The organism is Collinsella sp. AF15-51 (assembly GCF_003462845.1).
Lineage (GTDB): Bacteria > Actinomycetota > Coriobacteriia > Coriobacteriales > Coriobacteriaceae > Collinsella.
This window is the reverse complement of record NZ_QRYG01000011.1, coordinates 40238-63167: the sequence shown is the minus strand read 5'-3', so window position 1 is coordinate 63167 and position 22930 is coordinate 40238. Positions and strand designations below refer to the sequence as shown.

The window sequence follows — 22930 nt, the reverse complement described above, 5'->3', positions numbered from 1 at the left end:
TCTCCTTAGTGATATTGCCCGGGTGGTTAGCCCAGGTCGCCTCCGTTGGTGGCGATGGCCTGTTGATACCAGTAGAAGCTCTTCTTGCGCCTGCGCTCGAGCGTGCCGTTGCCCAGGTTGTCGCGGTCCACGTAGATGAAGCCGTAGCGCTTCTCCATCTCGCCGGAGCCCGCGCTCACGAGGTCGATCGGCCCCCAGGTGGTGTAGCCGAGCATCTCGACGCCGTCCTGCTCGATAGCGTCGCGCATGGCCTCGATGTGCTCGCGCAGGTAGGCGATGCGGTAGTCATCCTCGATCGTGCCGTCGGGAAGCACCTCGTCATAGGCGCCGAGGCCGTTCTCCACCACAAAGAGCGGCTTCTGGTAGCGGTCCCAGAGGTCGTTGATCGTGATGCGGAACCCCAGCGGGTCGATGACCCAGCCCCAGTCGCTCGTGCGCACGTAGGGGTTCTCTACGCCGGCGAAGGCGTTGCCCTCGGCGACGCCGCCCACGGAATCGGGGTCGCCCGCGGTACAGCGCGAGGAGTAGTAGCTAAACGAGATGAAGTCGACGGTGTTCTCCGCAAGGATGCGCTCGTCCTCGGCGGTCATACCCACGTCGATGCCCTCGCGCTCGAGCATCTTGAGCGCGTAGCCGGGGTAGTGCCCGCGTGCCTGCACGTCCACGAAGAAGAGGTCCTCCTGGTTCTTGACCTGCGCTGCACGGACGTCCTCGGGACGACAGGAGTAGGGGTAGTAGCTTCCCGCGGCGAGCATGCAGCCAACCTTGTTCTCCGGGTCGACCTCGTGGGCGATCTTGGTGGCCCAGGCGCTCGCCACGAGCTCGTTGTGCGCGGCGCGGTACTCGGCCTCGCGGGCATTCTCCCCGGGCTCGAGGACGATGCCGGCACCCATGAAGGGACGGTGCAAGATCATGTTCATCTCGTTGAACGTGATCCACCAATGCACGAGGCCGCGGTAGCGGTTGAAGAGCACCTTCACCAGCCGCTTGTAGAGCTCGATGAGGGCGCGGTTTCGCCAGGCGCCGTACTTCTTGACGAGGTGGATGGGGCAGTCGAAGTGCGTGATGGTCACGAGGGGCTCGATCCTGTGCTCGCGGCAGCAGCGGAACACGTCCTCGTAGAAGGCGAGCCCGGCCTCGTTGGGCTCCTCCTCGTCGCCATTGGGGAAGATGCGGCTCCAGGCGATGGAGAGGCGAAAGACCTTAAAGCCCATCTCCGCGAAGAGGGCTATGTCCTCGCGGTAGTGGTGGTAGAAGTCGATGCCCGTCTGGGCCGGGTAGTAGTACCCGGGCTCAAAGTCGAGCATGCGCCTCAGGCCGCGACTTACGTCGTTGCGCTCCGACCCGTGTGGGATGACGTCGACATTGGCAAGACCGCGGCCGCCCTCGTCATAACCTCCCTCGCATTGGTTAGCAGCGGTGGCTCCTCCCCAAAGGAACCCTTTTGGAAATGGCATGGTGCCTCCTTCTCTCTGGCGCCCCCACCTCTGCGGGGACGCTTTATAACGTCCTTGCGACCTCACGCGCCGGGCCCGTGGCCCTTTCCCTGATGCGCGCGGGCCGCCCGTGAAGGGGTGACTAGCTGATGGCTTGTCCTGCGGCGGCGCGACGTGCCTCCCGGCCTCCAAGCAGGGAGGGGACCTGTGCCAGGCACACGCCGGCGAGGATGATGGCAACGCCCAGCCACTCGACGACGCCGAGCGGCTCGCCGAGGACGATCATGGCGATGAGCAGGCCGGCGGGGAGTTCCGCGGCGGCCATGACAGTGGAGAGACCCGCGGGCAGGTGCGGAGAGCCCATGCCGAAGAGCAAGACCGGGCAGAGCATGCCAAAGAAGCCGGCGATGACGGCAAAGGGCAGGATGCCCTGGGCGAGAACGCCCGAGACAACGTAGTCCGGGCACACCGTGAGCGACATGACCACGGAGCCCGCGCACACGATGACGCCACGCTGCTCGGACGAGCAGGGGGCCTCGACCTTGCCGGAGAGGGTGACAAAGAGGGAGCAGGACACGGCCGCCCCCAGCGCGCAGAGCAGGGCCACGGGGTCGTACCCGGTGATGCCGGTCTTGTAGACGCCGCTGGCGAACACCGTTCCGAAGACGATGACCAGGGCGGAGGCCACTTGGAGGAGCCTCGGCGGCCGGCGCGTCATGACGGTCTGCCACACGAGCCCCAGCCACGTGAACTGGAAGAGGAGCGTGAGTGCCACCGGGGCGGGCAGCACGCTCATGGCGTAGCAGTAGAGGATTGAGGTGAGGCAGGTGAGGGCTCCCAGGCCCATGAGCTTGAGGGCGAGCTTCCAGCCCACGCGCTGCCAGCGGTGCCCGAGTGCGTGCCCTGCGAGCGTGGCGAGGGCGAAGAAGAGGCAGCCGAACCACGCCTGGCTCGCCACCACCTGCGCTGAGGTGAAGCCCGCGGCGTAGGCGAGCTTGTAGGTCGTGGCCATCGCGCCGTAGCAGGCGCCGCCCGCAAAGACCTGGAGCGCCGCCTTGACCTGCCCCGTGCCCGCGGCTCCCGCCTCGGCGGTCTGTTGCTTGATTGTGTTTGTTTCTGCCATTAGGCTCCCTTCCGTCTGCTGTCTTGCAGATGCGCGTCTCGTGCGTCTGTTCCCTGCAGTCGGAAGGTGGGCTCGTGCGGTCTTCTGGCGGTGCATGTGGTACCTGCTGCCAAGACGAAAAAAGCCACGCAACCGACTGCTCGGTTGCGTGGCAAAAAGGTGGCTAGCGCCCAGAAAAGTCCACGCGTTTTTAGACTGGGACAAAGTACTACAACAGGTGAGATTCCGTCAAGAAAAACCGAAGAAAAAAGTGAGCCTCTGCCCGCCGTACCTGTAGCGGTCGTTTCCCCGAACGGGGCGGTGCTGTTGGGGACTGTCTCGATCTGTAACAGTTGGGGCTAGTTTTGGTCGATGGATGTTACAGATTGAGATTGTTGAGGATGGGTGGGGTAGCTAATTCGGACGGGGCTATTTTAAACATTGGGAAATCGAGCGTGGCAAGCGGAGGTCTTCGGGGTATAAGACGGCTAATTGTATGCCGCCCATGAAAGGAGCCCTCATGCCCAGCGTTGCCGTTCTCGCCGCCGATGGCTTTGAAACTATTGAATGCTTGACCATGGTCGATGTCATGCGTCGCGGCGGCGTGCGTGCCACGCTCGTCTCGATCATGCCCACGCGTGAGGTCGTAAGCTCGCTGCAGATCCCCGTGACCTGCGATGCGCTCTTTGATGAGATCAACTTTGACGAGTACGACTGCGTCGTGCTGCCCGGCGGCCTGCCCGGTGCCACCAACCTGCGCGCCGATCAGCGCGTCTGCGACGTGGTCTGCGAGTTCGCCGCGACCAAGCACGTTGCCGCCATCTGCGCCGCCCCGTTTATCCTGGGCGAGCTCGACCTACTCGAGGGGCGCCAGGCCACGTGCTTCCCTGGCTTTGAGAAAAGCTTCCCCGAAGGCGCCTATACCGGCGAGAAGGTTACGCAAGACGGCAACATCATCACCGCCAGCGGCATGGCCCAGTCGCTCCCCTTTGCGCTTGAGCTGCTGCGCACACTCGCCGGCGACAAGGCCGTCGAGAAGGTCGCCGAGGGCATTCAGCTATGATTTTGGCTTCGCAATCACCGCGCCGCATCGAGTTGATGCGCGAGGCGGGCTATGACATTCACGTGATTCCCGCAGATATCGACGAAACGCCTTTTGATGGCGAGGCCCCGCTTACGCTCGTTGAACGCTTAGCACGCGCCAAAGCCGCCTCCGTTGCCGCCGAGCATGCCGAGCCCAACGAACTGACCGTCGCGGCCGATACTATTGTCACCTTCGATGGCAAGATTCTGGGCAAGCCGGCAACCGAGGACGAGGCGCGCACCATGCTCCGCGAGCTTTCGGGCCGCACGCACCAGGTCGCAACCGGCGTCTGCATCGTTAAGGCAGGCGACACGGCCGCTCCGCATGCCGCCGAGAGCCTGTCGTTTGTCGATGTGACCGACGTGACGTTCTATGAGCTCACCGACGAGCAGATTGAGCGCTACGTCGCCTCGGGCGAGCCCATGGACAAAGCCGGCGCCTACGGCATCCAGGGCACAGGCGGGCGCATGCTCGTGCATGATATTTCGGGCGACTTCTACAACGTGGTGGGCCTGCCCATCGCTCGCGTCGCGCGTGCGATTCAAAAACTATCGTAATTGCATCTGGCGCTGGGTATCCCCCAGCGCCTACAATTTCGGCGTACCGTACGGATCCCGACCGGGCATAAGGCCCGGCGGAAAACCGATAGGAGTAAAACATGGATACACTGCTTGAGGCCATTGACGTTTGCGATGTCGATGGCTTTTGCTTTGGCAACTACACGGACGAGGAGGCCGGCACCGGTTGCACCGTAATCGTGGCACCCGAGGGCGCCACCGGCGGCGTTGACGTTCGCGGCGGTGCCCCGGCATCGCGCGAAACCGACCTGCTGCGTCCCGAGAACACCGTCGACAAGGTCCACGCCGTCTGCCTTTCGGGCGGATCGGCCTTTGGCCTGGAGGCCGCAAGCGGCGTCGCTCGCGAGCTTGAGAGCCGCGGCATCGGCCTTCCCGTCGGCCCCACGCAGGTGCCTATCGTGTGCTCCAGCTGCATCTTCGACCTCGCCTTTGGCGACCCCGCCGTACGCCCCGACATTGAGGCTGGCATCTCCGCCGTGCGCGAGGCGCTCGACAACACCCCCACCACGCTCGAGCAGGGCAATGTAGGTGCCGGCACCGGTGCCACCGTGGGCAAGCTCATGGGCCCCGCCACCTGCATGAAGGCCGGCCTAGGCGCTGCCGCCGTGGCACTCGGCCCTGTTAAGGTGGGTGCCGTGGTCTCGGTCAACGCCTGCGGCAATGTCGTCGACCCCTTCACCGGCGAATGGGTCGCTGGTATGCGCGCCGCAGCAGATAGCGACCAGATCGTCGACATGGAGCTCGCAGCCTTTGCCGCCGCCGGATCCATGCAGATGCCGCTCGACCGCACCAACACCACCATCAGCTGCATCGTCACCAACGTGGAACTCACTAAGGCACAAGCCACCAAGGTCTCCCAGATGGCCGCAGACGCCTACGCACACGCCATCCGTCCCACGCACACCACCAACGACGGCGACACCATCTACACCCTCGCCAGCGGCAAACTGGGCGCCCAGGCAAGCGCCGCCGTTCCCCTAGACCTGCTGGGCATGCTCGCCGTAAGGGCCCTACAGACCGCCATCGTAAACGGAGCCAAAAACGCCAAAACCTCCCACGGCATACCCGGCGCCGCAAAGTAAACTAGCTCGTCCGGTTGCCCGGTGGGGTTTGGTTATGTTTGCTGCTCTACAGTCCTGGCTCGCACGAAGAGCACATTAAGTGCTCTTCGGCTCGTGCGGAACTCGCGACAAACATAACCAAACCCCACCGGGCAACCTACCAACCAAATTCTTTTCAGCCCAGGCCCCTTTGTACCACGCGTCGAAGATCTTCAAATTCAACTTCCTGACAATCGATTCTTATAGCAGAGGCCCCTTGGCCTTTAGTTTGATACAAGTTCCGCACGAGCCGGAAAGCACTTAATGTGCTTTCCGTGCGAGCAGGACTGTTCGCAGTAGCAAACTAAAGGCCAAGGGGCCCAGTCAACCTATCAGCAGCGATTACTCAGCAGCTAGTTGAATTTGAAGATCTTTGAGGCAAGATGGTATAGGCCGAGTGTGGTTTTGTCTCCGGCCCGTCCATGCAGGTTGGTAAAGAATCCGACCACGCCGTAGCGAGCGCGACGATACATGCGCTCGTCGTACTCCTTCAGGTCCTTCCACAGCGTCTTCAGGCGCTCATCGGCACAATCTTCCTCGGAAAGCTTGGTGAGCACCGAGCAAATAGCCATCATCATGGTGAAGTAGCCCATCATGTACGAACGCAGACGCGAGGACTCAACGTCCTGGTACAGGTGGAACGATTCCATCATGATGCGCGTTATGCGGAACTGCTGACCCAGGCGCTTGACCATCGTAGCCTCGTTGACGCTCTGGCCCTCGCGACCGATAAAGTAGCGATAGAGGTCGATGTCGGCGTAGTACATGGTCTTGCAGCGCGGCAGCGGCACGTATGCGTAGATATTATCCACGTAGAACGTGTGTGCCGGCATAGGCAGATTGGACTCGCGCAGTACGTCGGTGCGATAGCACAGGCTGTGCATGAGCAGGTTCTGATCGGGACGGAAGTGTCCGATCTGGTCCCAAGAGAAAATCTTTTTGCGCGGCAGGGCAAACTTGTAGCCAATAGCGGTATGCGTGCCCTCGTAAACCTTCTCGTACACGTAGTTCGAGATAAACAGGTCGACGCGCTGGTCGCGCTCCTCAAAGCCACGCAGAATCGACAGCATGGTCGAAAGCGCCGCACCGTCGAGCCAGTCGTCCGAGTCAACGACCTTATAGTACGTACCATGCGCCTCACGCAGGCCCGAGAGGACGGCGATACCGTGGCCGCCATTCTCCTGGTGCACCGCGCGGATGATTCCAGGATAACGGGCCTCCCACTCGTCGGCCTTGGCGGCCGTCTCGTCCTTGGAGCCGTCGTCCACCACGATAATCTCGATATCGGTGGCGTAATTGCTCCCCTCCAAGATGGAGGTGATGCAATGGTCCATATCCTTGGCGGCGTTATACGAGGGAATACCGAATGTTATGACTTTATGCATGGCAGGCGATAATCTCATCCGAAAGATCGAGGGCAGAATTGGTCACGGCGTCCATATCGTAGTAACGATACTCGGCCAGACGACCCACCGGGTGGAAGTTCGTCAGGTTCTGGACGCGCTCAAGGTAGCGCTCATAGAGCTCACGGTTCTCGGGCTCCAGAATAGCGTAGTACGGCGTCTCGCCCGAGCCGGGCGTATAGGCCTTGGAGTACTCCTTCATGATGGTGGTCTTGCCGGGCAGGACCTGACCAGTCATGTTCTTGAACTCGGTGATGCGCGTATAGTCCTCGCTCGTGGTGTAGTTGACGGTGCCCACGGGCTGGAACTGGTCCATATCGAGCGTCTCGAACTTCATATCGAGCGTGCGGTACGGCAGCGCGCCCAGGTCGAGGTTGAATAGCTCGTCGAGCGGACCGGTGTAGACGATCTCGCCGCCATAGACCTTGCCGTCGATCTTGACGGTGGTCTCGTCGATTTCAAAGAGGTCACGGGCGTCTACGTCACAGAATACGTCGATCAGATCGTGATCGAGCATATGCTCGAACAGCGCGGTATAGCCGTCCTGCGGCATGCCCTGGAAAGGAGCCTGCGGGAAGTAGCGATCGTCATCGCCCACAAAGACGGGAACGCGGCCGGTGATCGAGGGGTCGATCTGGTCGGGCGTCTGGCCCCACTGCTTCATGGTGTAATGCAAAAAGACGTTCTCATAGACATAATCGGCGACCTCGGCAAGATCCGGGTCGTTCTTCTTGCGCAGCTCCATAATGGGCACCTTGACGTCCTTGCCAAAGGTCTCCACGAGCTTCTGATACAGCTCCTCGCCGCGCTCATCGCCAAAGGCGAGCTTGAGGCTCGCATGGTTAAAGGGTACGGGCATGAGGGTGCCGTTGATGTTGGCGAGCACCTTGTGCTGGTAGTCCGTCCACTTGGTAAAGCGCGACAGGAAGTTATGGACGCGCTCATTAAAAGTGTGATAGATGTGCGGACCGTACTCGTGGACCAGGATTCCGGCCTCGTCAGTGCAGTCGTAGGCATTACCCGCGATGTGGCCGCGACGTTCCAAAACGGCAACACGATAGCCGATAGTTTCGGCAAGACGGCGGGCGCAAACGGCACCGGCATAACCGGCGCCGACAACGATCATGTCGTACGCACCGGCATTAAAGCCTTCAGGCAGGCCTGAGGTAATCTGCATCGATACTCCTTGTCAAAAGCCACGGGCTCGTTAGCTGGGCTTTTCTCGAACATTCTTCGAGACATATTTATCAGAGCGATTATAGCGCTAATGCGTCCTATAATGAGCTTGCCACACAAGGAAAGCTCAAGCACCGCGGCGTACATTATTGAAAGGTAAACCCGCTAGCAGCGGGTTTATTCGTGAACAGCCGGGCGCCTGGAGCTTAGCGAAACGCTTGCAAGGAGTAACATGAGCGATTTCCTAAACCGTATGAAGTCTGCCGCCAAGGCCGACCTTAAGACCATCGTCCTGCCCGAGGGCGAGGATCCGCGCACCATCGTCGCGGCCAACAAGATCATCGAGGAAGGCCTGGCCAACATCGTCATCCTGGGCGATCCCAACGAGATCAACGTCCCCGGCGCCACCGTCATCGATCCGCGCAACGCCGAGAAGCACGAGGAGTACGCACAGAAGTTTGCCGAGCTCCGCGCCAAGAAGGGCGTTACCATCGAGCAGGCTCGCGCCCAGGTGATGGACGCCACCTACTTTGGCACTATGATGGTCAAGATGGGCGACGCCGACGGCCTGGTCTCCGGCGCCTGCCACTCCACCGCCGATACCCTGCGCCCCGCGCTGCAGATTCTCAAGACCGCCCCAGGCACCAAGCTGGTCTCGGCCTTCTTCGTGATGTGCACCGACACCCCGCAGTTCGGCACCGACGGCACGCTGATCTTCGCCGACTGCGGCCTCAACATCAACCCGTCCTCCGACGAGCTCTCCGAGATCGCCATCGCCTCCGCTCACTCCTGGTCCACCTTCATGGGCAACGTTGAGCCGCACGTGGCCATGCTCTCCTACTCCACCATGGGCTCCGCCGGCGGCGAGGTTGCCAAGAAGGTCCAGGAGGCCGTGAAGTTCTGCAAGGAAAAGGCTCCCGAGCTCGCCATCGATGGCGACCTGCAGCTCGACGCTGCCATCGTCCCCACCGTCGCTCAGCTCAAGGCTCCCGGCTCCTCTGTCGCCGGCAAGGCCAACGTGCTCGTGTTCCCCGACCTCGAGGCCGGCAACATCGGCTACAAGCTGGTCCAGCGCTTCGCCGGCGCCGACGCTTACGGCCCCATCCTGCAGGGCATCGCCAAGCCGGTTAACGACCTTTCGCGCGGCTGCTCTGCCGACGACATCGTGGGTGTCGTAGCCATCACCGCCGTCCAGGCTCAGATGGCTGAGTAGCGGACGCACTCGCCCGAAGGCCGTACGGGCTAACCCCTGAAAACGTCCTCGACCAATGAAACGCCCCCGTTCTGCTCCTTCGGAGCTACGAACGGGGGCGTTTCTGGTCTGCGGAATGTTTTCAGGGGTTAGCCCGTACGGCCTTCTACTGCTACGAAGCATTCAGAGCATCTGGAGTGGACGGCGGCTTGGCTACGAGCTGGGGCTGAGGATCTGAATGGATGGGTGTCGTTGCTGGGAGCGCAGGCGTTACTGGTGATGATCACTTTGGGACTGGAATTTCCGCCTGCTAGCAAAAAGGCCTCCTGAGCTGCTGCTCAGGAGGCCTTTCGTTCAATCGCAAGCGAACGCACTAGTTATTCGCGGTCAGACGCTCGACGTCGTGGGCGATCATGTATTCCTCGTCGGTGGGGATGACCATGACCGTGACGGCGGAACCGGCGGCGCTGATGACCTGTGGGCCGTTGCCCACGGCCTCGCGGTTCTTGTTGTTGTCGATACGCACGCCCAGCCACTCAAAGCAGTCGCAGAAGGCCTTGCGGATCGACCAGTCATTCTCGCCGATGCCGGCGGTAAAGGTAATGGTGTCCACGCCCGCCATGGAGGCAATCATGGAACCGGCCTGCTGCATGGCCTTGTATGCGAACATATCGAAGGCGAGCAGGCAGCGCTCGTCACCCTCGGAAGCGCGCGTACGGATGTCGCGGGCATCGTTGGAGATGCCCGAGATGGCAAGCAGACCGGACTGCTTGTTCATCATGTCATCGACTTCCTGGTAGCTGTAGCCGCCCTCGCGCTGCAGGTAGCACACGGTGGCCGGGTCAATGGAACCACAACGGGTGCCCATCATCAGGCCGTCGAGCGGCGTGAGGCCCATCGTGGTATCGCGGCATACACCGTCCTCGATGGCGGCGAGCGAAGCGCCGTTGCCCAGATGACACGAAAGCAGACGGTGGCAGCGCGAACCCAGGATCTCCTTGGCCATCATCCACTCATAGCGGTGGCTTGTGCCGTGGGCGCCGTACTTGCGCACGTGATACTTGTCACGCACGTCCTTGGGCAGGGCGTAGGTGTAGGCGACCTCGGGCATAGTCATGTGGAACGAGGTGTCGAAGACGGCCACGTTGGGCAGCTCCGGATACTTCTCGCGACAATACTCGATTGCCGCTGCCTCGCCGTAGTTGTGTAGCGGGGCAAGCGGTGCCACCTCGAGGATCTTAGCCATGACCTCATCGTCAACGACCGCGGAATCGTCAAAGTACCAGCCACCCTGAACAATACGATGCCCAATGCCATCGATCGTAAAGTCGGTCTTCTCGAGCTCTTCGAGCACGCGTGCGATAGCCGAACGGTGATCCGGGAAGGGGGCCTCCTCGGTTTGCTTGGCGCCACCGTTCTCGGAGTGGCCAAAGATGCCCACGTCCGAACCGATACGTTCGCAGTTGCCCTTGGCGAAAACCTCGCGGGTATCGGTATCCAAAAGCTGATATTTAAGGCTCGAGCTGCCGGCGTTGACAACAAGTACGTTCATGAGACTCCTTTGCAGTGCGATACGGTCGGCGCAGACCCCTTAAGGCGGCCGCATGTTAATAAGAAGTTATCACAACTTGATAAATAGCTATCAGGCATATCGCTCATCGAGACAAAAGAGGGGCTGAACGGCGCTCGGTCGTCCAGCCCCTCCCCTCTTGCAATTACTTGCCGTTGACGATGCGCTCGACGTCGGAAGCGATCATGAACTCCTCGTCCGTGGGGATGACGAAAATCTTGACCTTGGAATCCTTGGCAGACAGGCACCAAGCGCCGTCACCACGCAGGGCGTTGCGGGCATGATTCATCTTGACGCCCATAAAGGCCAGGCGGTCGGCAACGCCGGCGCGGACGGCCGGAGCGTGCTCGCCGATGCCGGCGGTAAAGACCAGGGTGTCCATACCGCACATAGAAGTGGCCATCTCGGCAGCCTTGGCGGCAATCTTGTAGACGAACATATCGAAGGCGAGCTGAGCCTCGGGGTCGCCAGCGGCAGCGAGCTCCTCGACATTGCGGCAGTCGTTGGTCTTGCCACCGGTCACAGCCAAAAGGCCGGACTTCTTGTTCATCATCTCGTCAACCTCGTCGAAGGTGTAGCCGCCCTCGCGCTGCAGGTAGCACACGGTAGCCGGGTCGATGGAGCCGCAGCGGGTGCCCATCATGACACCGTCGAGCGGCGTCAGGCCCATGGTGGTGTCCATGCACTTGCCGTCCTCGATGGCGCACAGGGAAGCGCCGGAACCGATGTGGCACACGACGACCTTGCGAGCCTCGCCGTTGGTCATCTCGGCAACCTTCTTGGAGATGTAGCGGTAGCTGGTGCCGTGGGCGCCGTACTTACGGATGTGCAGCTTGTCGCAGACGTCCTTGGGCAGGGCGTAGGTCTTGGCGACCTCGGGCATATTGAAGTGGAAAGCAGTGTCGTAGACCGTGACGTTGGGCAGGTCGGGATACTGCTCGAGGCAGTACTCAATAACGTTGGCCTCGGGGTTGTTGTGCAGCGGGGCGAGCGGAGCAACCTCGCGGATCTTGGCGAGGACGTCCTCGTCGACGAGGGAGGAATCGCCGAAGTACCAACCGCCCTGAACGATACGGTGGCCGATGCCCTCGATCTTGACGCCGTTGGCCTCAAGGTCCTTCAGGACGACCTCGATGGCGACCTTGTGGTCGGGGAACTCGATGTTCTCGGTCACCTTCTTGGAGCCGTTGGCAGCGTGGGTGAAGGTACCGCCGGTAAAGCAGACGCGCTCGCAGGAGCCCTTTGCGGACACCTTGTGGGACTTGGTATCGATGACCTGATACTTAAGGGTCGAAGATCCTGCGTTGACGACCAGAACGTTCATGTGTCTCCCTACTAACAGGCGGTGTGGCGCCGCCAGGTTACATACGTTTCAATAATAAACCCAAACGCCCTCGCGCTCGGGTTTATTGCGTTGATATATAAGTTATCGATGCCCAAATACTCACGGCCTTTGACTTGTAAAACGAAATAGCGCGGGGATATACACCAGGGAAGAAATCCCGAGCGCAACAAGCAATACGACTCGAATGCCCGCAACGCTACTCAACACAGCGTTGAGCAGATAGAAAAGAACGGCACCCACCGCCACCATCTGGCTTTGATCCGAAATCAGCGAACAGCGCATCGCTGAATCGGCAGCATTTTGGAAAACTGAGTATTTGATTGGGGCAAACAACGAGTACGCAACCGTCTGCAGCACATAGAACACGGGCAGCAAATTAACCGGAGTAAGGGGAATCAAAAACAAAGCTGTCAATACTAAGCGAATGATGCCGCAAATACGCGCAAAACGGCCCTTGTCGACACGAGTAATCGCACTGGGCACAATAAACCCTATGGAGGCGGAGGCAAGGAGCTGGACCGCAATGGTCACGCCCGAAGCGACGGCATTCATTCCGCGGCCCGCAAGCAACAGTGAGAAAAAGTCTTCCAGAGCGACGAAGGCAAATGCCTGAGAACAGTCCATGATAAACGCTGACCGAAGAACGCCATTACCCGTAATAGCAGCACCGATCATCTTCGGGCTCATTCCACGCTCAGGTGTCGCCGCAGTGCCCCCTCTTCGCATCTCAGGAATGCAGATAACGACAACCAACGTCAACACCATTGCGATGATATCTGCCGAAAGACCAATGAGGTATGCACCGACAGACGAAATGAAGCCGCCCACACAAGCGGAGATGGCATAAGAGGCATAGAAAACAAATCGCTCAACGACATTAAGTCTTACGAGCTGGTCCTGAGAGACGCTGTCAATGAAAATCGCTTCTATGGATCCGCTCACACATGCAACGGCAAAACCTTTAAGAGCGAACGCACCGATTAAAAGCAGGGGAGAACGGACGAGAAGCAGGGCGGCGTAGTATCCAAGCATTCCTGCGACGCCAACGAGACCGCTTGTCTTTCGTCCAAACCTATCAGCAATATAGCCAGTGGGAACTTCAAGGATGAACTTGCTCACTTGGTATGCAATCATCATGCTAGAAATCGCCACCATCGAGAATCCGACGAACTCAAGGTAGACAGTTAGAAAAAACAAGATGGTGCTGAAGTTCGGCAGAAAAACGAACGTCATATAAAGCAAAACCGTACGGTTTTTCATGCTCCGCCCTCCAAGAGTCAGCAATCTAAATCGGAATCTTGGAAAAGCATGAGGGCAAAGCTGTCAGCTATGTGTTACAAGGCGTCAATAATCACTTGACGTCTCGAAGCCAATTAATCTCACGAAGCAAGATGACGCAATAGGTGCAGAAAAACCGTCTGGTGTCGATCGGTCCAGGTATTTTGTCGATAGCAAAAGTAGATGGGCAAGGCTACGTCACGCGATCCTTCAATGGAGCACTCACTCACTTCTGACCCATCCGATGCGAGAGAGGACCCAGACAAACTCAATATCAATCCCCCGGCTTGAAGAAACTCAGTCTGAGCCCTGCTTCCGTATTCAACATCACGGAAGCGAAAATTGACGAGCTGGGCTTCGGGACATTGATTGATTGCATTGAGACAGGGTGACAAATTAATGGGAACAGCGAGCCTGCCGCCCAGTAACTCACGAACGGTCATAGCGCCCACAGATTGATGACCCGCTGGGCACGAAAGAACCTTGAGCTCCTTTTCACCCAAGTATTTCGAAGAAAGGACACTGTCCCTTGGTTCCTCAAATGAGATGGCCGCATCCGAAATACCAAGCACAAGTGATTCAAAGCATGCAGCCGTTGGCTGATGCCACACATCAAGGTGAATCTGAGGATGTGAGCTTTCAAACGAGTCATACCAGTTTTCGGCAAAAAGGCGCCCCCGCCCATGAAGGCAGGGGGCGTAAAGACGAAAGTGGCCATCGGGCGAAACGCCGTCGCTCCCCGATTGAGCGTACTTTTTGAGATCGTCGACTTGTGCCAGGATCACGCGTGCACGACGCGCAAATTCTCTACCCGCCGGAGACAAAACAGCCTCCCCCGCCGATCGGTCGAGCAAAACAATCTGATACTCAGATTCCAACTTTTTGATTGCCGACGAAACAGCCTGCGGACTCACATGAACGGCGCGAGCTGCTTTGCGCACGCCGCCATAGTTCGTTACCGCTTGAAGGTATTCGAGTTGAGAAAGCTGCATAGATTACTCCAAAGGCAGCCAAGTCGACGGGCTACGCGCCCTCAGATGAGGTTCTCGCCCAGGTTTTTGCCGCCGAGGACGTGCATATGGAAGTGCATGACGGTCTGGCCGGCGTCGACACCCTTGTTGGAAATGACGCGGAAACCGTCCTCCAGTCCCTTGGCCTTGGCGACCTCCTGGATGGCGTGAGCCATGGCGCCCATGGTCTCGGCAGGCACGTTGTCGGCGATGTCGCTGTAGTGCTTCTTGGGGATCACGAGCGTGTGGACCGGCGCCTGCGGGTTGAGGTCGTCGAAGGCGATGACCTGGTCGTCCTCATAGACAACGGTCGAGGGGATCTCGTGGTTGGCAATTTTACAGAAGATGCAATCGCACATAGCTGGTTCCTTTCTTACAGACCAAGGTAATTATATTTGGTCGAGATGGTTAGAACGAGAGGCTGTCGTCGGTGTTGGCGGCTTCGCCGTCGGCGAGCACGTCGTTGCCGTCGACGTCCTTAAGGAGCACCGAGACCTTCTGCTCGGCATCGGACAGGCGGGTGCGCAGGCTCTTGAGGAGCTCGACGCCGCGGGTATAGCTCTCGAGCGACTCCTCGAGCTCCATATCGCCAGACTCCAAGCTGCGGATGATGAGCTCCAACTCCTGCGAAGCCTGCTTGTACGTAAGCTGCTCGACCGGGGTCTTCTCTGCCATATCTGTTTCCTTTCCTAAAGGTTTATCGCTATGAAACGCGGGTTACTCGACCATATCGACCGTTGCCGCCACGTTGCCGTCTGCCATGCGCACACGAATGGCGTCGCCGGGCTTAAAGGTCTTGGCGCTCGTAGCCACACCATCGTCGCTGTACGCGATGGAATAGCCGCGGGCAAGCACCTTGAGCGGCGACAGGGCATCGAGCGAGGCTGCTGCACGGCCCAGGTCGGACGCGGGTTTGCTGAGCATCGAACGTCCCTGATGCTCCAGGCGGGAACTCGCAAGCGTGAGCGCATGGCGCTTACCATCGAGCCCCGAGGTGCTTGTAACCAGACGCTCGGGCAAGCGCTCAAAGTTGGAGCGGAATGTCCCGACCGAGCGTACTATGGCGCCCGACAGGCGATCGGCAGTCAGCGCAAGCTCCGATTCGCGACGCTCGACCATAAATGTGGGGTCGTTGAGGCACGGGCGACACGCAGCGGCATCGAGCGCATCACCCAAGCGAGCCGTATAGGTATCCCAGGCACGGCGACCGCGCTGATCGAGCATCTCCAGGTCGACCTGGGCCGACCCAATCATCGATGCCATCGCGGCACCCAGACGCTGATGGCGCGCCTCGAGCACATCGGCCAACTCCGTCATAGCCGGCGCCACCGATTCTGCCGCCGCCGTGGGCGTGGAGGCGCGTCGGTCGCTCACCATGTCGCAAATCGAGGTATCGGGCTCATGGCCAATGCCGGTCACCACGGGCACAGGACAAGCCGCCACCGCGCGGGCAAGCTCCTCGTCATTAAAGGTCATGAGGTCCTCAAAGGAACCGCCGCCGCGCACCAGCAAAATACAGTCGGGCGCCGGCGTAATGGAAGCGGCGCGGCGCAAGCCCTCAATGAGCTCGGCCGGCGCACCCTCGCCTTGAACCTTGGCGCCCACGCAAACGAGCTCGACGAGCGGGTTGCGACGACGCAATGTACGCTTGACGTCGTCGATTACGGCACCCGAAAGCGAGGTGACGACCGCCACGCGGGAGCAGAACACCGGGATGCGGCGCTTGCGCGCTTCGTCCATCAGGCCCTCGCGGCGTAGCTTTTCGGCCAGTTGCGCCACTTGTTGACGCAGCAGACCCTCCCCCGCTAACGAGAACGAGCGGGCGACGAAGCTCATACGACCCGTAGGCTTGTAGAGATTGAAGCCGCCCTTAAAGCTTACCTGCATGCCGTCGCGCAAGTCGAAGGTGCGCTTAAGGTAAGCGCCCTTCCAGATGATGCAGTCGACGGCCGCCGAGTCGTCCTTGATCTGAAAGTAGCAGTGGCCGCTTCGGGCGTTTGGGCCACGAAAACCCGTGACCTCGCCCAGAACGCTCAGCTGCGGAATGGCCTCGAGCGCACCGGCGGCGATCTCTACCGCCTGGCTCACGCTGAGCTCTTTGCGCTCCTGCTCGTCCGAACCGTCGAACTCGGCGGAAACGGCATTGCCGGTTAGATTCCAGCCTGCCACGCAGCCTCCTTTCGTCATCGTGCACAAGGGCTCCGGCCCTGCGCAAATTCAAGTCCAACACATAGTACAGCGCCGCGGGGACACAAATCCCCGCGGCGCCCAGCGACCCAATTTGTTATCGGTTGGAGTTTCTGTTGTAGCGAGCCATAAGATAGAGCAGCTGAATAATCGAGGTGAGCGCCGCAGCCACATAGGTAAGCGCGGCGGCCGTCAGCACCTTCTTGGCACCGTTGACCTGTTTGGAGCTCATGCCCGACTGTTCGATATACGCCACGGCGCGGCAGCTGGCGTCAATCTCGACCGGCAGCGTAACGAGCTGGAACAGCACGCTTAACGAGAAGAAGATCAGCGCGAGGGTCGTGAGTCCCGCGATGTTCATAAACAGGCCCATGAGCAGCACGATGGTCCAGGTGTTCTGGGTAAAGTTGACGACCGGGACCAGGGCAGTGCGTACCTTCATCATGGCATAACCACTTTGACGCTGGGCGGCATGGCCCGCCTCGTGGCAGGCCACGGCAACGCTTGCGACCGATCCGCCCGAGCGGTTGGCTTCCGAGAGATACAGGTTGTTATCCTGCGGGTTGTAATGGTCAGTGAGTTCACCGGCGACACCCTTGATACCCACGGCATTGCAGCCGTTGGCGTCGAGCATGCGGCGAGCGACCGTGGCGCCCGTGTCGCCGTCCGAGCGAACCTTGGACCACGTCTTGTACGTCGAATTGATATAGCTCTGCGCGGCAAGGCCAAGCACCGTGCAGACAAGAACAACCAGCAGGTACAGCGGGTCGATACCAAAGCCGTATCCATAGTAATAGGGCATGCGAATTCCTCCGAATCGAGTTACACGTTGGAGGCATTCTACCCACTCAGCAGACTAGGCTTCCCTATAACAACTCAATCTTTCCGTCCTTCACGGTGAGTCCCATATTGCCGGAAAGCAGATCGTCCAGACGCGAGCCCACAAGCTCAAAACGCCAGCCTTCACGCAGGGGGCTCTGCTCGGGATGCTCAATGTAGTCGGCCAGGTCATCGCGCGAGGCAATAACCGAGGTCGCCACTCCCGAGCGTTCGGCAACCAGGCGGATGAGCGCATACATCAGGTCCGTCACGCTCTCCAGCTCCGGCGAGATCTGACGGTGCCCGCGCACCATGAGCGGCAGGCGATCGTACGGGCAGCTCGCGCCGCGCTTGATGGCCATGAGCGCGCCGTCCACATCGCGCTCCCCCAACTGGTCGGTACCGCGAATGCTACGGAACTCCTCAACGCGCACGGGATTGCGCTTAACGAGCGCAAGCAGCGTGTCGTCGGACATGACCCACTTGCGCGGGATGTTACGGCGCTCGGCGCGGTCCTCGCGCCAGGCGGCGAGCTCGCGCGCGATGCCCAACTGGTGACGGCTGCACGAATTGATGCGTTTGACCTTACGGAACGCCTCGTGGCGATCGGCGCGATAGTGCGACTCGTCAGCCAGCGGGCGCAGCTCGTCGAGCACCCAGTCCACGCGGCCCAGCTCGCGCAGGCGGCTCATCATCTCGGTATAGGCGACGATCAGGTACTTGACGTCATCGATCGCGTACTCGATCTGTTTGTCGGTCAGCGGGCGACGCGACCAGTCGGTCAGCGACTCGGTCTTGGGCAGCGAGACGCCGCAAAACGTCTGCACGAGCGCACCGTAGGAAATCTGCTGGCGTTCGCCCAAAAAGGCGGCGGCCACCTGCGTGTCAAAAATCGGACGCGGCAGCACGCCTACGGTATGAAGCATAACCTCCATATCCTGCGAGCAGGCGTGGAAGACTTTGGTCACGCTCTCGTCGGCCATAAGCTCGGCCAACGGCGACAGGTCGTCGATCACCAGAGGGTCGACCGCGACGCTCTCGGCAGGGGTGGCAATCTGAACCAAACACAGGCGCGGATGGAACGTGCGCTCGCGCAAAAACTCGGTATCGACGGCAATCGCGTCAAACTCACGGGCGCGCTGGCAAAAGTCGAGTAGAGCCTGATGTGTGGAAATGTACATATCAACCCATCGAATAAGGTTAGGCCCGAAAAACACGGGTAGGATAACGGCATTGTCTTACAACTATACTCGGTTAGTCACAGAACGGGAACGTAAGTATGCGCTGCCTTATCATCCACAACCCGGCATCGGGCCCCAGCTCAGATGAAATCTACGCATTCACGCACGCCCTCGCGCAGGGCGGCGACGAGGTCGTGATGCGTTTTATCGGCGATGGCATGGAACCCGAGGACGCCGTGGCAGACGTGCGCGAGTTTGATCGCGTGGTGATTTCGGGCGGCGACGGCACCGTCTCCAACGTGCTCGACCAGATGCGCGGATGCGGCGTCCCCACGCTCGTCTTCCCCTCCGGCACGGCCTGCCTGTTCTTCAACAACATCGGCAATGCCCCTGAGGCGGCGGCGCTTGCCAAGGCTTGCCGCGCCGGTCGCACGGTCAAAGTGGACATGGGCGAGCTCTTTTGGCTCGACGAGAACGGCAGAGAGAAGCGCCACGGCTTTATCATCATCGCCGGCTCGGGCTTCGACGCCGAGATCATGATGAAGGCCGCTCCCACCAAAAACGACATCGGCGAGATCGCCTACTTCCTCTCCGCTCTCGCCACGCCCAACCCCACGGTGGCGCACTTTACCATTGAGCACGACGGCATTGTCGAGGAGCTCGACGGCATCTGCTGCATGGCGGGCAATACCTCGGTCATTCAAAACGACATCAACCTGTTCCCCGACTGCCGCATGAACGATGGCATGGTCGATATTGCGGTCATCGAACCCGTGCGCACCGTTCAGCTGCTGCCTACTGTGATCACCGCTGCGCTTGACCCCGCCGGTAAGGTACTCGGGCGCCCACAGTTCAAGATCATCCAGACCAAGGAAGCCAAGATCACCTGCACCCCGTCACTGGGCATGCAGTTCGATGGCGAGATTATCTCCAGCAATTCGGGCGTCTTTGGAGCCCGCGCGCTTCCGCAATGCCTCGACCTCATCGTCGACGAATTCTCCCCGCTCGGAAAATAGGAGGACCCTATGAACGACAATCCCCTGATCGGCTTTATTGTCATCGTCTTGGCCATGCTCGTCGGTTACGCCATCAACGTGATTCACCGCCGAAAGAAGTAAATCCACATTGGTATGATATTCATCCAGTTATCGCCTCTCCCGCTGTTTATGCATTCGTCAAACAGCGGGGGATTTTCATTTCGGGCATTCCCAGCTACTTTATTCGGCTACAGTAATTACAGGGCGTCTTTATTAAAGTAAAGCTGCAAACTGAGTACGATTAACCGCTCATCGCATATTTCATCACGCTTATCGAGTAAGTTTCTTTCATAGATGAATATTGTTTCCAGTTCGTTACGCTAATGAGGTGTCTTTATTGGCTGAAGCCCTCTGGCGACAGAGGGCTTTCGCACGCTGGGAGGGAAAATGAGGAAAACTCGCCCCGTCAACGCGCTCAAGAAGCTTGGCATAGGCCTTGCATTTGGAGCTGCAACCATCATGTCCATGCCGACCTCTGCACTCGCTTGCACGCAGGTCTACATGGGCAAAAACCTTACGGCCGACGGCAACACGTACTACGGCCGTTCCGAGGACTATGGCCCGCGCTATCTTAAGCACTTTGGCATTGAGCCCTCTCACGGCCCGGGACATACGTACAGCTCGGACGAGTCTTCGTTCATGTACACCTCGACCAAGACCACGTATCGCTACACCTATGTACGCGACCATCCCTCCCAGTGGGACAACCGCTGGGATGCCTACTCTGAAGCAGGCATCAACGAGAAGGGCGTATCCTGCTCCGCCACGCTAAGCACCAGTATGAATGCAGATGCCGAGACAGCAGACCCCCTGACTAAAACCGGCATCGGCGAGTACAACTACGCCAGCGTCATCCTGGGCGAGAGCGCCACGGCCCGCGAGGGCGTCGAGCTCCTCGGCAGCCTGATTGACGAGCAGGGCGTCTGCTCCAACGACCAGATCATCATCGCCGACAACAACGAGACCTGGCTATTTGCCGCGCTTTCCGGTCACCAGTGGATCGGCATGAAGCTCGCCGACGACGTCGCCTCGATCAACCCCAACATCGGCAACCTCAACTACGATGTCGACCTCAACGACCCCGAGAACTGCCTGCACTCCGAGGGCATCGAGTCCATGCCTAAGGAGAAGGGCTTTGCCGAGTACACCGACGGCAAGTTCGACGTCGCCGCAACCTATGGCGAGACCATTCAGAATTCCGGTATGCACCAGTGGACCCGCTACGTCCAGGGCCGTAACTACTTTGGCAACGAGCTCCAGGAGGGCACCGACTACGAGATCGTCAAGGACGAGCGCGAAGAGGCTCGCGCCACGACCGGCGCCTTGGTCCACGAGATGCAGCCGCTGTTCTTCCAGCCCGGAAAGAAAGACTGGACTACCTTTGAGATGATTCGCTCTCTCGGTAACCGTGGCGAGAATACCCCGGGCCTTAACGCCAACACTGACGGTGCCTATGCCATCGGCACCGAGCGCAACACCGAGATTCACGTCTTCCAGGTTCGCAACGGTCTTGATCCCCAGGTTGCAACAATCCAGTGGGAAATGCTCTCCCGCGCCGCGTACTCCGTCGCCATCCCCTTCTACTCCGCGCTGATTACCGAGGTTAGCCCGTATTTCAGCGACCAGACCGTCTCCTTCGACCACTGCAAAGAGACGGACATCGTGAACAACGAGGAGCCCGAGAACTCCATCAACTACGTCCTCATGGACATCAGCTCCCTCTGCTTTGAGAATCCCGATACCCTTGGTATCAGCGTCCGCTCCTACCTCGATGCACTCCAGAACGAGCTCATCGAACAGAACAAGGAAGTCGACGCCGCCATGCTGGCCGAGACGACCACCGAGGGCCGCACCGCTCTGGCCAACAAGGCCGGCAAGGCTGCCACCGAGAACACCTACGTCAAGTGCAAGGCCCTGCTCCAGGAGATGCGCGCCTATCAGAAGGCCGGAAACTTTGACGAGCCCTTCACCCCGAGCGACCTGAACACCGAGACCAACGGCCTCAAGGTGTCCATCACTTACGCCAAGGATGCTCTTGCCACCGATCCGGTCACCCCGGATCAGCCCGGCACCCCCGAGCAGCCCGGCACCCCCGAGCAGCCCGCTAAGCCCGAGCAGCCCACCACCAAGCCTGAGAAGCCTGGCAAGTCGGACACCACAACCACAGTAACCACCAACAAAACGAACACCAAGGGCGGCCTGCCCACCACCGGTGATCGTTTTGATGGCCGCATGGTGGCTGCATTCGCCATCGCTGGCGTTGCCGTCATCTCCGCCGGTGGTTACTTCCTCTACCGTCGCAACAAGGAGTAACGTCCTAGCTGAGCGGGCAAGGCAGCAATGGCAGCCTCGCCCGCTTAGCCCGCTCTTTTGACCGGCGGGAAACCCGCCTGAAATCTTTTTAAAAAAGATTTCCCCGCACACACTTCGCTGTGCTATAGTGCAGCGCAACAGCAACTAGGTGCGACCGCGCCACGGCATCACGAAAGGAGCCACCAACATGAAGAACACGATGAACTCTCTCAACAACTGGTGGTGGCGTGATGCGAATACGATCGGTCGACAGTGAGTCCCTCACGCCTGTTTTTTAGCTCTAGGTGATTGGAAGGCCTCCGGTTTCGACCGGGGGCCTTTTTCTATCTCGAGCCCGATCGCATTCGCATCACGCGCCTCCGCTTTTCTCTTGCACTCCCATTCCGAAAGGATTTTCACCATGTCTCAGAACACCGCCGCCCAGCCCCGCACCGTCCAGACCGCCGACCGCGGCAAACTCGATGTCCGCGCCCTCGTCCTGCTCGCCATCCTGCTCGCCGCCGGCTTCATCCTCAACTTCACCGTCGGCAAGGCAATCTCGGGCATCTCGGGCGGCATGATCAGCCCCGAGTTCATCATCTCGGCCTTCTGCCTCACCATCCTGGTCGTTCGCCCCAACATCGGCCAGGCGCTCGTCATTGGCCTCATCTCGGCTGCCGTGATCCAGATCACCACCACTTCGCCGTTCGTCGATTTTGCCGCCGAGGGCATCGCCGCCATGCTCATGGCCGGCATCGTCAACGCCGCCGGCAAGAACGGTCAGGTCAAGCCTGCCGTCGCCATCGTCGCTACCTTCGTGACCACCTTTGTCTCCGGCGTCATCTTCATGGTTATCAAGATGGCCATGCTTGGCGTGGTCGGCGAGCTCGCCGCCGCTATGCTGCCCGTCGTCGCCATGACCGCCGTCTTTAACGCCATTCTGGTCGGCGCCCTCTATCTGCCCATTCAGAAGGCCCTGAAGCTCAACTAACCCGCTCGGCTTTATGAGCCACCCCATCTTGGCGTTCATTCGTCGCTCGCGTACCCAAGTACGCTTCGCTCCTCTTTCGCGCCAACCTGGGGCCCCTCGTAAAGCCGTCTCCGCACTCCACCAACAAAGACTGTCCCAAACAACTAGCT

20 protein-coding genes are annotated in these 22930 nt (G+C 59.8%); 7 read left to right on the top strand and 13 right to left on the bottom strand.

Going from position 1 to position 22930, the window contains the following annotated elements; all coding sequences use genetic code 11:
- Positions 1 to 26 precede the first annotated feature (26 nt).
- Together DWW51_RS06630 and DWW51_RS06625 are read right to left on the bottom strand one after the other, a co-directional pair.
- Positions 27 to 1457, bottom strand: a complete 1431-nt coding sequence (locus DWW51_RS06630; RefSeq protein WP_117635389.1) for a 6-phospho-beta-glucosidase — start codon at positions 1455 to 1457, stop codon at positions 27 to 29.
- A 121-nt stretch (positions 1458 to 1578) separates the two neighbouring features.
- Complete coding sequence (locus DWW51_RS06625; protein WP_117773939.1) at positions 1579 to 2559, bottom strand: EamA family transporter; 981 nt, start codon at positions 2557 to 2559, stop codon at positions 1579 to 1581.
- Positions 2560 to 3058: 499 nt separating this feature from the next.
- On the opposite strand from DWW51_RS06625, the gene DWW51_RS06620 reads away from it, so the two are divergent.
- The 3 genes from DWW51_RS06620 to DWW51_RS06610 all read left to right on the top strand — a co-directional run bounded on the left by DWW51_RS06620 (position 3059) and on the right by DWW51_RS06610 (position 5282).
- Positions 3059 to 3601: a DJ-1 family glyoxalase III gene (locus DWW51_RS06620; RefSeq protein WP_117638209.1), complete on the top strand. Its 543-nt coding sequence runs from the start codon at positions 3059 to 3061 to the stop codon at positions 3599 to 3601.
- On the top strand, positions 3598 to 4179 hold the full coding sequence (locus DWW51_RS06615; protein ID WP_117773938.1) for a nucleoside triphosphate pyrophosphatase: 582 nt from the start codon (positions 3598 to 3600) through the stop codon (positions 4177 to 4179). Before DWW51_RS06620 ends, DWW51_RS06615 begins: the two co-directional genes overlap by 4 nt.
- Positions 4180 to 4280: 101 nt before the next feature.
- The gene (locus tag DWW51_RS06610) at positions 4281 to 5282 is read left to right on the top strand and encodes a P1 family peptidase (RefSeq protein ID WP_117773937.1); all 1002 of its coding nucleotides are present in this window, start codon (positions 4281 to 4283) and stop codon (positions 5280 to 5282) included.
- A 371-nt stretch (positions 5283 to 5653) separates the two neighbouring features.
- Here DWW51_RS06610 and DWW51_RS06605 read toward each other — a convergent pair whose 3' ends face one another.
- Together DWW51_RS06605 and glf are read right to left on the bottom strand one after the other, a co-directional pair.
- Positions 5654 to 6685, bottom strand: coding sequence for a glycosyltransferase family 2 protein (locus tag DWW51_RS06605; RefSeq protein WP_117773936.1), 1032 nt, complete (start codon positions 6683 to 6685; stop codon positions 5654 to 5656).
- Positions 6678 to 7880 carry a UDP-galactopyranose mutase gene (gene glf / locus DWW51_RS06600; protein ID WP_055252340.1) on the bottom strand — a complete coding sequence of 401 codons (1203 nt, stop codon included), beginning with the start codon at positions 7878 to 7880 and terminating at the stop codon, positions 6678 to 6680. Before glf ends, DWW51_RS06605 begins: the two co-directional genes overlap by 8 nt.
- A gap of 231 nt (positions 7881 to 8111) precedes the next feature.
- On the opposite strand from glf, the gene pta reads away from it, so the two are divergent.
- Positions 8112 to 9092, top strand: coding sequence for a phosphate acetyltransferase (gene pta / locus DWW51_RS06595; RefSeq protein ID WP_089573084.1), 981 nt, complete (start codon positions 8112 to 8114; stop codon positions 9090 to 9092).
- A gap of 352 nt (positions 9093 to 9444) precedes the next feature.
- Here pta and DWW51_RS06590 read toward each other — a convergent pair whose 3' ends face one another.
- The 9 genes from DWW51_RS06590 to rnd all read right to left on the bottom strand — a co-directional run bounded on the left by DWW51_RS06590 (position 9445) and on the right by rnd (position 18461).
- The gene (locus tag DWW51_RS06590; protein ID WP_117773935.1) at positions 9445 to 10623 is read right to left on the bottom strand and encodes an acetate/propionate family kinase; all 1179 of its coding nucleotides are present in this window, start codon (positions 10621 to 10623) and stop codon (positions 9445 to 9447) included.
- Positions 10624 to 10786: 163 nt separating this feature from the next.
- Positions 10787 to 11965, bottom strand: a complete 1179-nt coding sequence (locus DWW51_RS06585) for an acetate/propionate family kinase (RefSeq protein WP_117773934.1) — start codon at positions 11963 to 11965, stop codon at positions 10787 to 10789.
- 120 nt (positions 11966 to 12085) lie between these two features.
- Positions 12086 to 13246: an MFS transporter gene (locus DWW51_RS06580; protein WP_117773933.1), complete on the bottom strand. Its 1161-nt coding sequence runs from the start codon at positions 13244 to 13246 to the stop codon at positions 12086 to 12088.
- Positions 13247 to 13365: 119 nt separating this feature from the next.
- Positions 13366 to 14256 (bottom strand): LysR family transcriptional regulator, encoded by an 891-nt coding sequence (locus DWW51_RS06575; RefSeq protein ID WP_117773932.1) that lies wholly within the window; start codon positions 14254 to 14256, stop codon positions 13366 to 13368.
- Between the two features lie 41 nt (positions 14257 to 14297).
- On the bottom strand, positions 14298 to 14633 hold the full coding sequence (locus DWW51_RS06570; RefSeq protein WP_117773931.1) for a histidine triad nucleotide-binding protein: 336 nt from the start codon (positions 14631 to 14633) through the stop codon (positions 14298 to 14300).
- A gap of 49 nt (positions 14634 to 14682) precedes the next feature.
- Complete coding sequence (xseB, locus tag DWW51_RS06565) at positions 14683 to 14949, bottom strand: exodeoxyribonuclease VII small subunit (RefSeq protein WP_117773930.1); 267 nt, start codon at positions 14947 to 14949, stop codon at positions 14683 to 14685.
- A gap of 42 nt (positions 14950 to 14991) precedes the next feature.
- Positions 14992 to 16443 carry an exodeoxyribonuclease VII large subunit gene (xseA, locus tag DWW51_RS06560; RefSeq protein WP_369832566.1) on the bottom strand — a complete coding sequence of 484 codons (1452 nt, stop codon included), beginning with the start codon at positions 16441 to 16443 and terminating at the stop codon, positions 14992 to 14994.
- Between the two features lie 115 nt (positions 16444 to 16558).
- A complete protein-coding gene (locus DWW51_RS06555) occupies positions 16559 to 17263 on the bottom strand; it encodes a zinc metallopeptidase (protein WP_117773929.1) in 705 nt (234 codons plus the stop codon).
- A gap of 64 nt (positions 17264 to 17327) precedes the next feature.
- Positions 17328 to 18461 (bottom strand): ribonuclease D, encoded by a 1134-nt coding sequence (rnd, locus tag DWW51_RS06550; RefSeq protein ID WP_117655316.1) that lies wholly within the window; start codon positions 18459 to 18461, stop codon positions 17328 to 17330.
- Between the two features lie 98 nt (positions 18462 to 18559).
- On the opposite strand from rnd, the gene DWW51_RS06545 reads away from it, so the two are divergent.
- From DWW51_RS06545 to DWW51_RS06535, 3 genes are all read left to right on the top strand, one after another.
- The gene (locus DWW51_RS06545) at positions 18560 to 19477 is read left to right on the top strand and encodes a diacylglycerol kinase family protein (RefSeq protein ID WP_117773928.1); all 918 of its coding nucleotides are present in this window, start codon (positions 18560 to 18562) and stop codon (positions 19475 to 19477) included.
- Between the two features lie 408 nt (positions 19478 to 19885).
- On the top strand, positions 19886 to 21811 hold the full coding sequence (locus DWW51_RS06540; RefSeq protein ID WP_117773927.1) for a C69 family dipeptidase: 1926 nt from the start codon (positions 19886 to 19888) through the stop codon (positions 21809 to 21811).
- 400 nt (positions 21812 to 22211) lie between these two features.
- Positions 22212 to 22781, top strand: coding sequence for a hypothetical protein (locus tag DWW51_RS06535; RefSeq protein ID WP_117773926.1), 570 nt, complete (start codon positions 22212 to 22214; stop codon positions 22779 to 22781).
- Positions 22782 to 22930 lie beyond the last annotated feature (149 nt).